The 11937-nt window shown below is 69.2% G+C and carries 14 protein-coding genes; 9 read left to right on the top strand and 5 right to left on the bottom strand.

Features of this window, described 5'->3' with window-relative positions; all coding sequences use genetic code 11:
• Positions 1–153 precede the first annotated feature (153 nt).
• The 3 genes from ACH4G3_RS31380 to ACH4G3_RS31370 all read left to right on the top strand — a co-directional run bounded on the left by ACH4G3_RS31380 (position 154) and on the right by ACH4G3_RS31370 (position 2470).
• Positions 154–558 (top strand): type II toxin-antitoxin system PemK/MazF family toxin, encoded by a 405-nt coding sequence (locus ACH4G3_RS31380; protein ID WP_397627666.1) that lies wholly within the window; start codon positions 154–156, stop codon positions 556–558.
• A gap of 29 nt (positions 559–587) precedes the next feature.
• Positions 588–1826 (top strand): tyrosine-type recombinase/integrase, encoded by a 1239-nt coding sequence (locus ACH4G3_RS31375; RefSeq protein ID WP_449657606.1) that lies wholly within the window; start codon positions 588–590, stop codon positions 1824–1826.
• A 464-nt stretch (positions 1827–2290) separates the two neighbouring features.
• Positions 2291–2470: a hypothetical protein gene (locus ACH4G3_RS31370; protein WP_397627665.1), complete on the top strand. Its 180-nt coding sequence runs from the start codon at positions 2291–2293 to the stop codon at positions 2468–2470.
• A 100-nt stretch (positions 2471–2570) separates the two neighbouring features.
• Here the strand turns inward: ACH4G3_RS31370 and ACH4G3_RS31365 are convergent, their stop codons facing one another.
• The gene (locus tag ACH4G3_RS31365) at positions 2571–3332 is read right to left on the bottom strand and encodes a phosphoglyceromutase (RefSeq protein WP_020271854.1); all 762 of its coding nucleotides are present in this window, start codon (positions 3330–3332) and stop codon (positions 2571–2573) included.
• A gap of 166 nt (positions 3333–3498) precedes the next feature.
• Between ACH4G3_RS31365 and ACH4G3_RS31360 the strand changes: the two genes are divergently transcribed.
• The gene (locus ACH4G3_RS31360) at positions 3499–4812 is read left to right on the top strand and encodes an MDR family MFS transporter (protein ID WP_397627781.1); all 1314 of its coding nucleotides are present in this window, start codon (positions 3499–3501) and stop codon (positions 4810–4812) included.
• A 25-nt stretch (positions 4813–4837) separates the two neighbouring features.
• Here ACH4G3_RS31360 and ACH4G3_RS31355 read toward each other — a convergent pair whose 3' ends face one another.
• The 3 genes from ACH4G3_RS31355 to phoU all read right to left on the bottom strand — a co-directional run bounded on the left by ACH4G3_RS31355 (position 4838) and on the right by phoU (position 6331).
• Entirely contained in the window at positions 4838–5089 is a 252-nt protein-coding gene (locus ACH4G3_RS31355) for an SCO4226 family nickel-binding protein (protein ID WP_397627664.1), read from the bottom strand.
• A 171-nt stretch (positions 5090–5260) separates the two neighbouring features.
• Positions 5261–5416 carry a hypothetical protein gene (locus ACH4G3_RS31350; protein ID WP_397627663.1) on the bottom strand — a complete coding sequence of 52 codons (156 nt, stop codon included), beginning with the start codon at positions 5414–5416 and terminating at the stop codon, positions 5261–5263.
• A 210-nt stretch (positions 5417–5626) separates the two neighbouring features.
• Positions 5627–6331, bottom strand: a complete 705-nt coding sequence (gene phoU, locus ACH4G3_RS31345; RefSeq protein ID WP_397627662.1) for a phosphate signaling complex protein PhoU — start codon at positions 6329–6331, stop codon at positions 5627–5629.
• Positions 6332–6576: 245 nt separating this feature from the next.
• On the opposite strand from phoU, the gene ACH4G3_RS31340 reads away from it, so the two are divergent.
• On the top strand, positions 6577–7869 hold the full coding sequence (locus ACH4G3_RS31340; protein WP_397627661.1) for a two-component system sensor histidine kinase PhoR: 1293 nt from the start codon (positions 6577–6579) through the stop codon (positions 7867–7869).
• The gene (locus tag ACH4G3_RS31335) at positions 7866–8546 is read left to right on the top strand and encodes a two-component system response regulator PhoP (RefSeq protein ID WP_030243122.1); all 681 of its coding nucleotides are present in this window, start codon (positions 7866–7868) and stop codon (positions 8544–8546) included. Before ACH4G3_RS31340 ends, ACH4G3_RS31335 begins: the two co-directional genes overlap by 4 nt.
• A 78-nt stretch (positions 8547–8624) precedes the next feature.
• Here ACH4G3_RS31335 and ACH4G3_RS31330 read toward each other — a convergent pair whose 3' ends face one another.
• Positions 8625–9317, bottom strand: a complete 693-nt coding sequence (locus ACH4G3_RS31330; RefSeq protein WP_397627660.1) for a copper chaperone PCu(A)C domain-containing protein — start codon at positions 9315–9317, stop codon at positions 8625–8627.
• A 592-nt stretch (positions 9318–9909) separates the two neighbouring features.
• Between ACH4G3_RS31330 and ACH4G3_RS31325 the strand changes: the two genes are divergently transcribed.
• The 3 genes from ACH4G3_RS31325 to ispF all read left to right on the top strand — a co-directional run bounded on the left by ACH4G3_RS31325 (position 9910) and on the right by ispF (position 11936).
• A complete protein-coding gene (locus ACH4G3_RS31325; RefSeq protein ID WP_003953493.1) occupies positions 9910–10392 on the top strand; it encodes a CarD family transcriptional regulator in 483 nt (160 codons plus the stop codon).
• A gap of 286 nt (positions 10393–10678) precedes the next feature.
• Positions 10679–11443 carry a 2-C-methyl-D-erythritol 4-phosphate cytidylyltransferase gene (gene ispD / locus ACH4G3_RS31320; RefSeq protein WP_397627659.1) on the top strand — a complete coding sequence of 255 codons (765 nt, stop codon included), beginning with the start codon at positions 10679–10681 and terminating at the stop codon, positions 11441–11443.
• Positions 11433–11936: a 2-C-methyl-D-erythritol 2,4-cyclodiphosphate synthase gene (gene ispF / locus ACH4G3_RS31315; protein ID WP_397627658.1), complete on the top strand. Its 504-nt coding sequence runs from the start codon at positions 11433–11435 to the stop codon at positions 11934–11936. The genes ispD and ispF overlap by 11 nt, the downstream gene beginning before the upstream one ends.
• Position 11937: the final 1 nt, after the last annotated feature.

The following is an 11937-nucleotide window of genomic DNA, read 5'->3' as shown; positions in this document are numbered from 1 at the left end:
CCTGCCAGCGGGCAGGGTCGGGTCTACGCTGTGACCTGAGGCCACCGCATGATCTTCAGTCTTCATACACCGATGATCAACGGTGGCCGCACCGTCTCCACAGCGCGTCAGGGTTGCGCAGCGTCCGTCTGCCGTCCCGTGTCAGGAGGACATGTGCAACGTGGCGAAGTCTGGTGGGTCGAGTTCGACGAGCGGCGGCTGGTCGTACTGCTGTCGGGAGACGACGCGTCCGGGATCCGGGTGATGCAGGTCGTCGCTCCGGCGGGCGTCGACATCAGCGGTCTGGGCGTCGAAGTGGTAGTAGGCGCCATGGAAGGACTGCCCTTTGAAGGCGTACTGCGGTTCGCGTTCCCGCGTCCAGGCCTTACCCCTTGCACGTGGCTGACCACCGTGTCCCGAGACGACCTGATCGAGCGGGCGGGCGCCCTGTCCTCAGCGAAGCTCAGCGAGATCGAGGATGCCCTCCGACTCGGTGAACAGGAGAAGGAGTGGACCCCGGCGACGACCGCGAAGCTCAGCGAGATGAGGGACGCCCTCCGTCTCGGCGGACTCGCGTAGGCCGAGAAGGAACAGACGCCCCCGATGGCGTGGCCGATCTCGTCCAGACGATCGACGCTGGCCACCTGTCTCCTCGGCGCCCCTCACCATCGAGATCACGATCTACGGCTGGAGTACTGAAGCCGTGGAGCCGACCGACTGAGGCCGACATGGCGCGCGGGCAGTACATCGACCCGCGCGCGGCACGGATCACGTTCCAGCAGTACGCCGAGAACTGGGTGACTCACGCACCGGATCCGAACCCTCAGGCGTCGACGGAGTCGCAGCTTCGGCTGCACGCGTTCCTGTACCTGGGGTCGCGTCCGCTCGGCTCCTTCCAGCCTGCTCGCAGCCGTGACTGGGTGAGGCAGCTCCGAGAGAACGGCGTCCGAGGCTCGTACGCTCGGACGATCTACTCCAACGTGCGGGCGGCTCTGAGCGCAGCCGTGGACGATGGGCACCTTCCCCTGAACCCGTGTGCTGCTCGCTCGGTTCGGCCGCCGACCGTGGACAGCAAGCGAGTCGTCCCATGGACGGCAGAGCGGGTCTTCGCCGTCCGGGCCGGCATGCCCGAGCGGTACCAAGCCATGGTCGACCTAGGCGGCGGCTGCGGTCTCCGCCAGGGGGAGATCCTTGGCATCGCGGTCGACGCGATCGACTTTGCGGCGGGCACGCTCCATGTGGTCCAGCAGCTCAAGCTGAGCCGCAGCAAGCCAGTGTTCGCCCCACCCAAGGGTGGCAAGCTGCGGGACGTGCCGCTGCCCGGTCCGGTCGCTGATGCCCTCCGGGACCACATGAAGCGGTTTCCGCCGGTGGAGATCACCTTGCCGTGGAAGGTGGCGGACGGGCATCCGGTGACCAAGCGGCTGATCTTCACCGGCCCGCGTGGCGGTCATGTCTGGCGGACGTCCCTCAACGAGGAAGTGTGGAAGCGGGCGCTTGCCTCGGCCGGGGTGATCCCCGAGCGGAAACCGGGCGAGTCGTACGCCGAGTCCCGCGAGAACGGCATGCACGCCCTCCGGCACTTCTACGCCTCGGTGCTCCTGGACGCCGGGGAGAACGTCAAGGCCCTGGCCGAGTACCTCGGTCACTCGGACCCGGGCCTGACGCTCCGCGTGTACGCGCACCTGATGCCGTCCAGCCAGGAACGGACCCGTAAGGCTGTGGCCTCGGTCTTCTCCCTGCCCGCGAACCGCTCCGCCGTGAAAGTTGGGGCGACTGAAAGTGTAAACGTCAGACGTGAATGTTCCGTCGGATCCAAAATCTCGCCCGAAACTTCGAGTGACTGAAAGTGTAAATGTCAGACGTGAATGTTCCGTCGGATCCAAAATCTCGCCCGAAACTTCGGGCGACTGAAAGTGTAAATGTCAGACGTGAAAGTCCCGTCGCTTGCGGAACAATTTTGGCGGCGTGACCACTGGCCCCTCCAGGCCGCCCGCCTGCTCGGTTGCCCGCCCGGCCGGGTAGTAGCCCGTATAGCGACAACGGAAGTTGTACGGGTGAGGGGAGCAAGGCTCGGGGGAGGCAAGGGTTAGCAGCACCTTCCACTGGCCGCGCGAGTCGATTGTTTCGATGGTTACGCGGAAGAGCTTATTCCGCAAGGGTTGGGGATTTGCGCGATGAGTCGACTCTGCAATAGGTTCCGGGGTGCCAGCGGGGAAGCAAGAAGGCCACCCATTGCAGTGGGTGGCCTTCGGTCTCCACTAGCGCATTGATTGTTGCCTCAACCAGCACGAACTAAATGGAGAGCTCTATGTTCGCATGCATCGGCGTAACAGTCGACATCCACCTTCGTGATCTGCCGATCGCGCTCATCGGCGCGGCTGGAGGTGCGTTCGCTATGTGGGCCAACGCTCCTGCCGAGATCGCCATCCCTACGGCCCTGCTGATCGTCTTCGACATCCGCCCCCGCCGCTGCCGCCGACGCGTCTAACGGTCCGAGCATGCACCTGACGGCGCACAGACGGCCCCAGGGTGCATACAAGCCCCCCACCAGACAGGAAACAGCAGGTGGGGGGCTTACTCGCGTCGACTTACTTCTTCTTCCCCTGGTTCTTGACCGCCTCGATAGCCGCCGCAGCCGCATCGGGGTCCAGGTACGTCCCGCCCGGGTTCACCGGCTTGAAGTCGGCGTCCAGCTCGTAGGACAGCGGGATGCCCGTCGGGATGTTGAGGCCCGCGATGTCCGCGTCGGAGATGCCGTCCAGGTGCTTGACCAGGGCGCGCAGGCTGTTGCCGTGGGCGGCGACCAGGACCGTGCGGCCGGTCAGCAGGTCGGGGACGATCGCGTCGAACCAGTACGGGAGCATGCGGACGACGACGTCCTTCAGGCACTCCGTCTGCGGCCGCAGCTCCGGCGGGAGGGTCGCGTAGCGCGGGTCGGAGAACTGGGAGTACTCGGCGTCACGGTCCAGCGCCGGCGGCGGGGTGTCGTAGGAGCGGCGCCACAGCATGAACTGCTCCTCGCCGAACTCGGCGAGCGTCTGGGCCTTGTCCTTGCCCTGGAGGGCGCCGTAGTGGCGCTCGTTCAGGCGCCAGCTGCGGTGGACCGGGATCCAGAGGCGGTCGGCGGACTCCAGGGCGAGCTGCGCGGTGCGGATGGCGCGCTTCTGGAGGGACGTGTGGACGACGTCGGGGAGCAGGCCGGCGTCCTTCAGCAGCTCGCCGCCGCGCGTCGCCTCCTTCTCGCCCTTCGCGGTCAGGTTGACGTCCACCCAGCCGGTGAACAGGTTCTTCTCGTTCCACTCGCTCTCGCCGTGGCGGAGGAGGATCAGCTTGTACGGTGCGTCGGCCATGCCCCAGAGCGTAATCCACGCATTCGCCCGTTCGCGTGGCTGCCCGGCAGGCGGACGTTTGACGGGTTCTGTTAATTGAGTGGCCCCCGTCAAGCGGGGCTTTGTAATTTGTGACCCCATCGCGCGCCGCTTACATCCTGCGCCCTGGGGGGAGCCCATGTCGTCCATGCCGTACGCCCTGCGTGCCAGACGTGCCGTCCGGGAGACCGTCTCCGGACTGCCCCGCGAGTTCTGGTGGCTGTGGACCAGCACCCTCGTCAACCGGCTCGGCGCCTTCGTCGCGACGTTCATGGCGCTGTACCTGACGCTCGACCGCGGCTACTCCGCCACGTACGCCGGTCTGGTCGCCGCCCTGCACGGGCTGGGCGGGGTGATCTCCTCACTGGGTGGCGGCGTGATGACCGACCGGCTGGGGCGGCGGCCGACCCTGGTGATCGCGCAGGTCTCGACCGCCGTGTCGGTCGCGCTCCTCGGGTTCGTGCACCACCCGGTGGCGATCGCCGGCGTCGCGTTCCTCGTCGGCATGGCCAGCAACGCGTCCCGGCCCGCCGTGCAGGCGATGATGGCCGACATCGTCCGGCCCGAGGACCGTATCCGCGCCTTCTCCCTGAACTACTGGGCCCTCAACCTCGGCTTCGCCGTGTCCTCCATGGCCGCCGGGTTCATCGCCGAGGTCAGCTATCGCGCCGGGTTCCTGATCGAGGCGGGGATGACGATGGTCTGCGCGGTCGTCGTCTTCTTGAAGCTGCCCGAGTCCAAGCCCGCCGAGACGGTGAAGACGGCCGCCGCCTCCGACAGCTCCGTCAGCCTCGGGACCGTACTGCGCGACGGGCGCTTCATGAGCGTCGTCGGGCTGTCCTTCCTCGTCGCGCTGATCTTCCAGCAGGCATCGGTGGGGCTGCCGGTGGCGATGGGCGAGGCCGGGTTCACGTCCGCCGAGTACGGCATGGCGATCGCCGTCAACGGCCTCCTGATCGTCGTGCTCCAGATCCCGGTCACGCGGTTCATCGAACACCGGGACCCGCACCGGCTGCTCGTCATCTCGTCCGTCCTCGCGGGGTACGGCTTCGGACTCACCGCCTTCGCCGGGTCGGTCGGCGTCATCGCCCTCACGGTGTGCGTGTGGACGCTGGCCGAGATCGTCAACGCCCCGACGCAGACGGGCCTGGTCGTCCGGCTGTCCCCGCTCCACGGACGCGGGCGCTACCAGGGGATGTACAGCATGTCCTGGTCCGTCGCCGCGCTCGTCGCCCCGCTCATGTCCGGGTTCGTCATCGACCGGTTCGGGGCGGAGTGGCTGTGGGGGCTGTGCGCGGTGGTGGGCACGGTGGCCGGGCTGGGATACGGGGCGTTGCTGCGGCGGGTGCCGGAGGAGGAGCAGCCGGCTGAGGCGGTTGAGCCTGAGTCCGCTGAGTCAACTGAGTCAACTGAGTCAGCTGAGTCCGCTGAGCCTGCTGCCGACGCCCTGAGAGCTCCCTGAGACCGGCCGACCGCACCACCTCACTTCACTGGACGGTCAACGGCACCGGATGGATCTCGTCCGCCTTGTGTCCCGCGCGTTCGTGGATGCGCTGGACCGCTTCCGCGGAGGGTGCTTCGGAGAGGCAGTAGACGAGGCCGGACTCCGGGTCCGCCCAGGCCCTCTCGAAGTGCACGCTCTCGTCCCCTTCAATGGCGAGGTCCGCGTTGTGGGCCTCGCGCAGCTGCTCTTCCGTGATGCCCTTCATGCTGTGGTGGACATCCATGAACTTGGCCATGACGTCACGCCTCCTTCCCAGTACCCGGCGGCACGCCGGTACAGCGGGCGTACCTCCATGGTCCGCCCGTACGGGCACGGAGGCGACCACAAGAGTCCACGACGTCCACAACGCCGCAGGGCCCCGGCGGCGAACCACCGGAGCCCTGTCGGTCGTACGAAAGTGCCGGCGTCAGCCGCACTGGCAGGGGCTGCCCGACTGGCAGCCGCAGCCGCAGCCGGAGCCGCAGCCGCATGCGGCGACCAGGGGCAGGTTCCTGATCTCGGCGGGCTGCTCAGTCCGGTGCTCCTGCGTGGGGTCGGGCGTGGTGCTGGGGGATTCGGCCATGGGTCCCTCCTCGAGGCTGGTGCCTGTGCCCATTGGACGCCCGTACCGCTGGGCGCATCAACGGCGCACTGAGGCGCCCGCGCGCCCCGGCAGATCCCCTGCCCGCCCCGGCAGGTCCGTCCGGCCCCGGCAGATCCCTCCGACCCCGGTAGGTCCCTCCGGCCCCGGCAGATCCCTCCCGCCCCGACTACTGGCCGACCCACCCCACGCTCAGGCGCTCTCCGCCCCCGTCGCCGCCTGGATCTCCGGCTGCACATCCGTCGTCTGGAGCTCGTCCGCGTGCTCACCCGTCACCAGGTACACCACCCGCTTGGCGACCGAGACCGCGTGGTCGGCGAACCGCTCGTAGTAGCGGCCGAGCAGCGTCACGTCCACGGCCGTCTCGATGCCGTGCTTCCAGCGGTCGTCCATCAGGTGCTGGAAGAGCGTGCGGTGCAGCAGGTCCATCTCGTCGTCGTCCTGCTCCAGCTGGAGCGCCAGGTCGACGTCCTTGGTGATGATCACCTCGGCGGCCTTGGCCATCAGGCGCTGGGCGAGCTGGCCCATCTCCAGGATGGTGGCGTGCAGGTCGCTCGGGACCGCGCGGTCCGGGTAGCGCAGGCGCGCGAGCTTCGCCACGTGCTGGGCGAGGTCGCCCGAGCGCTCCAGGTCGGCCGACATGCGCAGCGATGTGACGACGATGCGCAGGTCCGTCGCCACCGGCTGCTGCCGCGCCAGCAGTGCTATGGCCCGGGCCTCCAGGTCGTGCTGGAGCTCGTCGACCTTCTGGTCGGCCTCGATGACGTTCTCGGCCAGCTTCAGGTCGGAGTCGAGCATGGCGGTGGTGGCGCGCCCGATCGCCGAGCCGACCAGCCGGGCCATCTCCACCAGACCGTCGCCGATCGAGTCCAGTTCCTCGTGGTACGCGTCCCGCATCAGGCTTCCCTCTCGTGCGTCTGTGTCGGGGGTTCAAGGGCCGGGGCCCACCGAACAACCGGCGGTACGACCGTCGTATTACCAACGGTCCGAACCCCACGCTCCCACGTTCCGGCCCGTACGCGTCCGTTTCCGTCATCCCAAATGAACCAATACTGGCTCCTAGGTGAACTCTGGGCGACGAGTGTTCGAGCTCGCAGCCCGACGGCTGTGGCCCGTGCCCGACCCATGCCTAACCTGGGTGCATGGACGTGAACGCGGCGGTCGCCGCAGTGGCAGCGATCGCCGGGGTACTCACCGGCGTGATCGCCATGCTGGCGTTCCGCTGGAGTGAGCGCGAACAGAAGCGCCCCACACGGACGTCCCTGCACACGGATCCGGTGCTGCCACCGGGCGTGGACACCGTCCTGTCGGTCCTCAGGTCCTCCGCCGTCGTGCTCGACGAGGCGGACGGGGTGGTCAAGGCCAGCTCGGCGGCGTACGCCCTCGGCCTGGTCCGCGGCGGCAAGCTCGCCGTCGAGCCGATGCTGCAGATGGCCCGGGACACCCGGCGCGACGGGGAGATACGCCAGGTCGAGCTGGACCTGCCGCGGCGCGGGACCGGACGCGGGGAGGCCCTGGCCGTCTCCGCGCGGGTCGCGCCGCTCGGCTCCCGGCTGGTGCTGCTGCTCGTGGAGGACCTCACCGAGGCCCGCCGGATCGAGGCGGTGCGGCGCGACTTCGTCGCCAACGTCAGCCATGAGCTGAAGACGCCCGTCGGCGCCCTCTCCCTGCTGTCCGAGGCCGTCATGGACGCCTCCGACGACCCCGAGGCCGTCGAGCGGTTCGCCGGGCGCATGCAGATCGAGGCCACCCGGCTCACCAGCCTGGTCCAGGAGCTCATCGACCTGTCGCGGGTGCAGAACGACGACCCGCTGGAGGACGCCGAACCGGTCCGCGTCGACGAGCTCGTCGCCGAGGCCGTCGACCGCTGCCGGCACCAGGCCGGCACCAAACAGATCACCATGGCCGCGGGCGGCACCGCCGACCTGCATGTCTGGGGCAACCGCGGCCAGCTCGCCGCCGCCCTCGGCAACCTCGTCGAGAACGCGGTCAACTACTCGCCCGCCCGCACCCGCGTCGGCATAGCGGCCCGCAGGGTGAACGCGCCCGGCGGGGAGCACATCGAGATCGCCGTCACCGACCAGGGCATCGGCATCTCCGACAAGGACAAGGAGCGCATCTTCGAGCGCTTCTACCGCGTCGACCCGGCCCGCTCCCGTGCCACCGGCGGTACGGGGCTGGGGCTGGCGATCGTGAAGCACGTGGCCGCCTCGCACGGCGGGGAGGTCACGGTGTGGAGCGCCGAAGGCCAGGGCTCCACCTTCACCCTGCGGCTGCCGGAGGCCGGTGCGGCCCGCGACCGCGCACATCAGCAGCCCGCCCGAGAGATACGCGCAGGAGGCGCGGGCCTCGACGAGGAGGCCGGGCGGTCGACCCCCACATCCACCGATTCCACTGCGTACGAAACGCTTCCCGCCCCGGAGGTCCTTCCGTGACCCGAGTGCTCGTCGTCGAGGACGAGGAGTCCTTCTCCGACGCCCTGTCGTACATGCTCCGCAAGGAGGGCTTCGAGGTCGCCGTCGCGACCACGGGGCCCGACGGACTCGACGAGTTCGAGCGCAACGGCGCCGACCTCGTCCTTCTCGACCTGATGCTGCCCGGCCTGCCGGGCACCGAGGTGTGCCGCCAGCTGCGCGGCCGTTCCAACGTCCCCGTCATCATGGTGACCGCCAAGGACAGTGAGATCGACAAGGTCGTCGGCCTGGAGATAGGAGCCGACGACTACGTCACCAAGCCCTTCTCCTCGCGCGAGCTGGTCGCCCGCATCCGCGCCGTGCTGCGCCGCAGAGGCGAGCCGGAGGAGGTCACCCCGGCCGCGCTGGAGGCAGGCCCGGTCCGCATGGACGTCGACCGGCACGTGGTCACCGTCGGCGGCACCAAGATCGACCTCCCGCTGAAGGAGTTCGACCTGCTGGAGATGCTGCTGCGCAACGCCGGCCGCGTGCTCACGCGCATGCAGCTCATCGACCGCGTCTGGGGCGCCGACTACGTCGGTGACACCAAGACCCTCGACGTCCACGTCAAGCGCCTGCGCGCCAAGATCGAGCCGGACCCGGGCGCCCCGCGCTACCTGGTGACGGTCCGCGGCCTGGGCTACAAGTTCGAGCCGTAAACCGGCCGCGTACGACGAACGAGAAGGGCGGGACCTCCCAGGAGGTCCCGCCCTTCTCTACGACTGCCTCGCGCGGGCTCAGTGCCCGGCGCCCGCCCCGGCCGTGGCGCTCGCCGAGGCCGCGTCGGTCGGCGTGCCCGGCGACTCGTGGCCGCCCGGGGTCTCGCCGGCGGCGGGGCTCTCGCTGCCGGCCGGCGAACCGGAGGGGCTCCCCGACGGCGAACCGGACGGGGACGCCGAGCCGCCCGGCGCGGCCGGCACCTCGGTCGGGCCCCACTCGGCGAAGTAGTGCTTGGCCGGGACGACGAACGCGCGCAGGCTGACGTCGCCCGTCTTGCTGAAGGTGAAGGTGACCTTCTGGGCGTTGCCGTCCTGGACGGCCTCGCGGCTGCTCGGCAGCGTGGCCGTGGCGTTGTCCTTGCCGCCCAGGACCAGGCTGCCGCCGGCCGGGATGCTCAGGCTGCTGCCCTTGGCCGGCTTGAGCTCGGCCTCCTTGCCGGTGCCGGGCAGGGTGATGGACTCCAGCGTCTCGGCGGTGCTGCCGGAGTTGAAGAAGGTGGCGGAGATCGCGGCCGGGCCGGTCGACTCGAGGTCGGGCTGCGTGATCACGATCGCGTTCTGGATCTTGATGTTGCCGACGCTCGTCGCCGCGTTGTCCGGCTTGATCTCGAGCGTCTGCGCGTTGTTGCCCGCGCCGCACGCGGCGAGCGAGGCGACGGAGAACGCGATGGCGGCCGCGGCGAGGGCGCCGCGTCGAAGGCTGCTGCTCACGGCGGCGGCAACTCCTTGACTCGAGCGGAGCGGCCGATAAAGCCGCCCTAAGTGTCTGTCAGCAGGCCACAGGTTACCGAGCCGTTCCCGACCGGCCGCACCCGACCCCCCGGCACCTGCGGTCCCACCTCGGTCACAAGTGACACGCCGGTCACATTGGCAGGGCGCTCGTCCTGCATTCACATAAGAGCCCCGGAAGAGCTCCGACAACAGCGCAAATTTTCCGTGAAGGAATGCGCGGACCACCTCGGAATTGATCACCGGCGACTCGCCCGGACGCCCGTTGATCAATTCCGGAATCGACCGGACCGCGCCTCGGGCCACCGAACGGAGTAGCGGAAGTCGATCACACAGAACCGGACATATGGGGAAGTTCGGCCGTCTGGAGGAGGGTCCGGATGTGTGTAACGTACGCGTTTCGCTCGGCCCGGAGAGCCGCTCCGACCTGCGAATACCTTCTTCCACTCCCTGTCCGAAGCACGTTCCTGTTGGACTTGTCAAGCCCCGAGATATGCCCTGACCTGCGAAAACGCCATTCAGAACCCGCAGTTTCCGTGTTACCCTGGATAGCCACGGAAGGGGTACCTGTCACATGACGTTCAAGGTTGGCGACACCGTGGTCTATCCCCATCACGGGGCCGCGCTGATCGAGGCTATCGAAACTCGCCAGATCAAAGGCGTGGACAAGACCTACTTGGTGCTGAAGGTCGCCCAGGGTGACCTGACAGTGCGTGTGCCAGCGGACAATGCGGAGTTCGTCGGCGTGCGTGATGTGGTCGGTCAGGACGGGCTGGACCGGGTCTTCGAGGTGCTGCGCGCGCCGTACGCCGAGGAGCCCACGAACTGGTCCCGTCGTTACAAGGCAAACCTGGAGAAGCTCGCCTCGGGCGATGTCATCAAGGTCGCGGAAGTGGTGCGTGACCTGTGGCGTCGTGAGCGTGAGCGCGGACTCTCCGCCGGTGAGAAGCGCATGCTCGCCAAGGCCCGCCAGATTCTGGTGAGCGAGCTCGCCCTCGCGGAGAACACCAACGAGGACAAGGCCGAGGCCCTGCTCGACGAGGTTCTCGCCTCCTGAGGCGAAGCCGGTCGCTCAGCACTCTGCTGATCAGCCCTGCACATCGAAATGCCGCGGTGCCCGATGACGATTCCTCTGTCGCCGGGCGCTGCGGCATGTTCGTACTCGGACGCCGAATGCGCCGTCACCGCCGGATGTGTTATCACTCACGATCCGGTGTTTGGCGTGCCGGGCCCGGGCAGCCGGCTCGACCAGCGTCACGGAAGGGTCCGGTCGAGCGCGTCGCGCCCGGCACTCCTCCAGGCCATACCCACGCCAGGGCAACACACAAACCTGACAGGAACCGATGTCTGACGATTCGCGCCCTTCGCCGTCGGCCGCACCCTCGGCGGCCCGTACGGCGGCCGTGATCCCGGCCGCCGGCCGTGGTGTACGGCTCGGCCCGGGCGCCCCCAAGGCGCTCCGCGCGCTGGGCGGCACCCCCATGCTCATCCACGCGGTCCGCGCGATGGCCGCCTCCCGCGCCGTCTCGCTGGTCGTCGTCGTGGCCCCGCCCGACGGTGCCGCCGAGGTCAAGTCGCTGCTCGACGCGCACGCGCTGCCCGAGCGGACCGACTTCCTGGTCGTACCGGGCGGGCAGACCCGCCAGGAGTCCGTGAAGCTCGGCCTGGACGCGCTGCCGCCCGGCCACGACATCGTGCTGGTGCACGACGCGGCCCGGCCGCTGGTGCCGGTCGACACGGTCGACGCCGTGATCGAGGCCGTACGCGACGGTGCCCCGGCCGTGGTCCCGGCGCTGCCGCTCGCCGACACCGTCAAGCAGGTCGAGCCGGCCGGGACTCCCGGCGAGCCGGAGCCGGTCGTCGCCACGCCGGAGCGCGCGCGGCTGCGGGCGGTGCAGACGCCGCAGGGCTTCGACCGGGCCACGCTGGTACGGGCGCACGAAACGGTCACCGGGGACGTCACCGACGACGCCGGCATGGTCGAGCAGCTCGGCCTCACGGTCGTGGCGGTGCCCGGCCACGAGGAGGCGTTCAAGGTGACCCGTCCCCTGGACCTGGTGCTCGCGGAGGCGGTCCTGGCCCGCAGGAGGCTCAACGATGGCTTCTGACGCGATGTCCGCGATGCCGCTGCCCCAGGTCGGCATCGGCACCGACATCCACGCCTTCGAGGAAGGCCGCGAACTGTGGTGCGCCGGCCTGAAGTGGGAGGGCGAGGGCCCGGGCCTGGCGGGCCACTCGGACGCGGACGTCGTCGCACACGCCGCGTGCAACGCGCTGTTCTCGGCGGCCGGTCTCGGCGACCTGGGACAGCACTTCGGCACGGGCCGCCCCGAATGGTCGGGCGCGTCGGGCGTCACGCTGCTGACGGAGGCGGCCCGGATCGTGCGCGAGGCGGGCTTCCGCATCGGCAACATCGCCGTACAGGTCGTGGGCCCGAGGCCGAAGATCGGCAAGCGCAGGGACGAAGCCCAGAAGCTGCTGTCGGAGGCGGCCGGAGCACCGGTTTCCGTATCGGGCGCGACGACGGACGGGCTGGGCTTCCCGGGACGTGACGAGGGCCTGATGGCGGTGGCGACGGCGCTCGTCGTGCGAGTCGGGTGAG

The organism is Streptomyces afghaniensis (assembly GCF_044327915.1).
GTDB classification, from domain to species: Bacteria; Actinomycetota; Actinomycetes; order Streptomycetales; family Streptomycetaceae; genus Streptomyces; species Streptomyces afghaniensis.
Note: the sequence above shows the minus strand (reverse complement) of the source record. Positions and strands in the feature narration are given on the sequence as shown.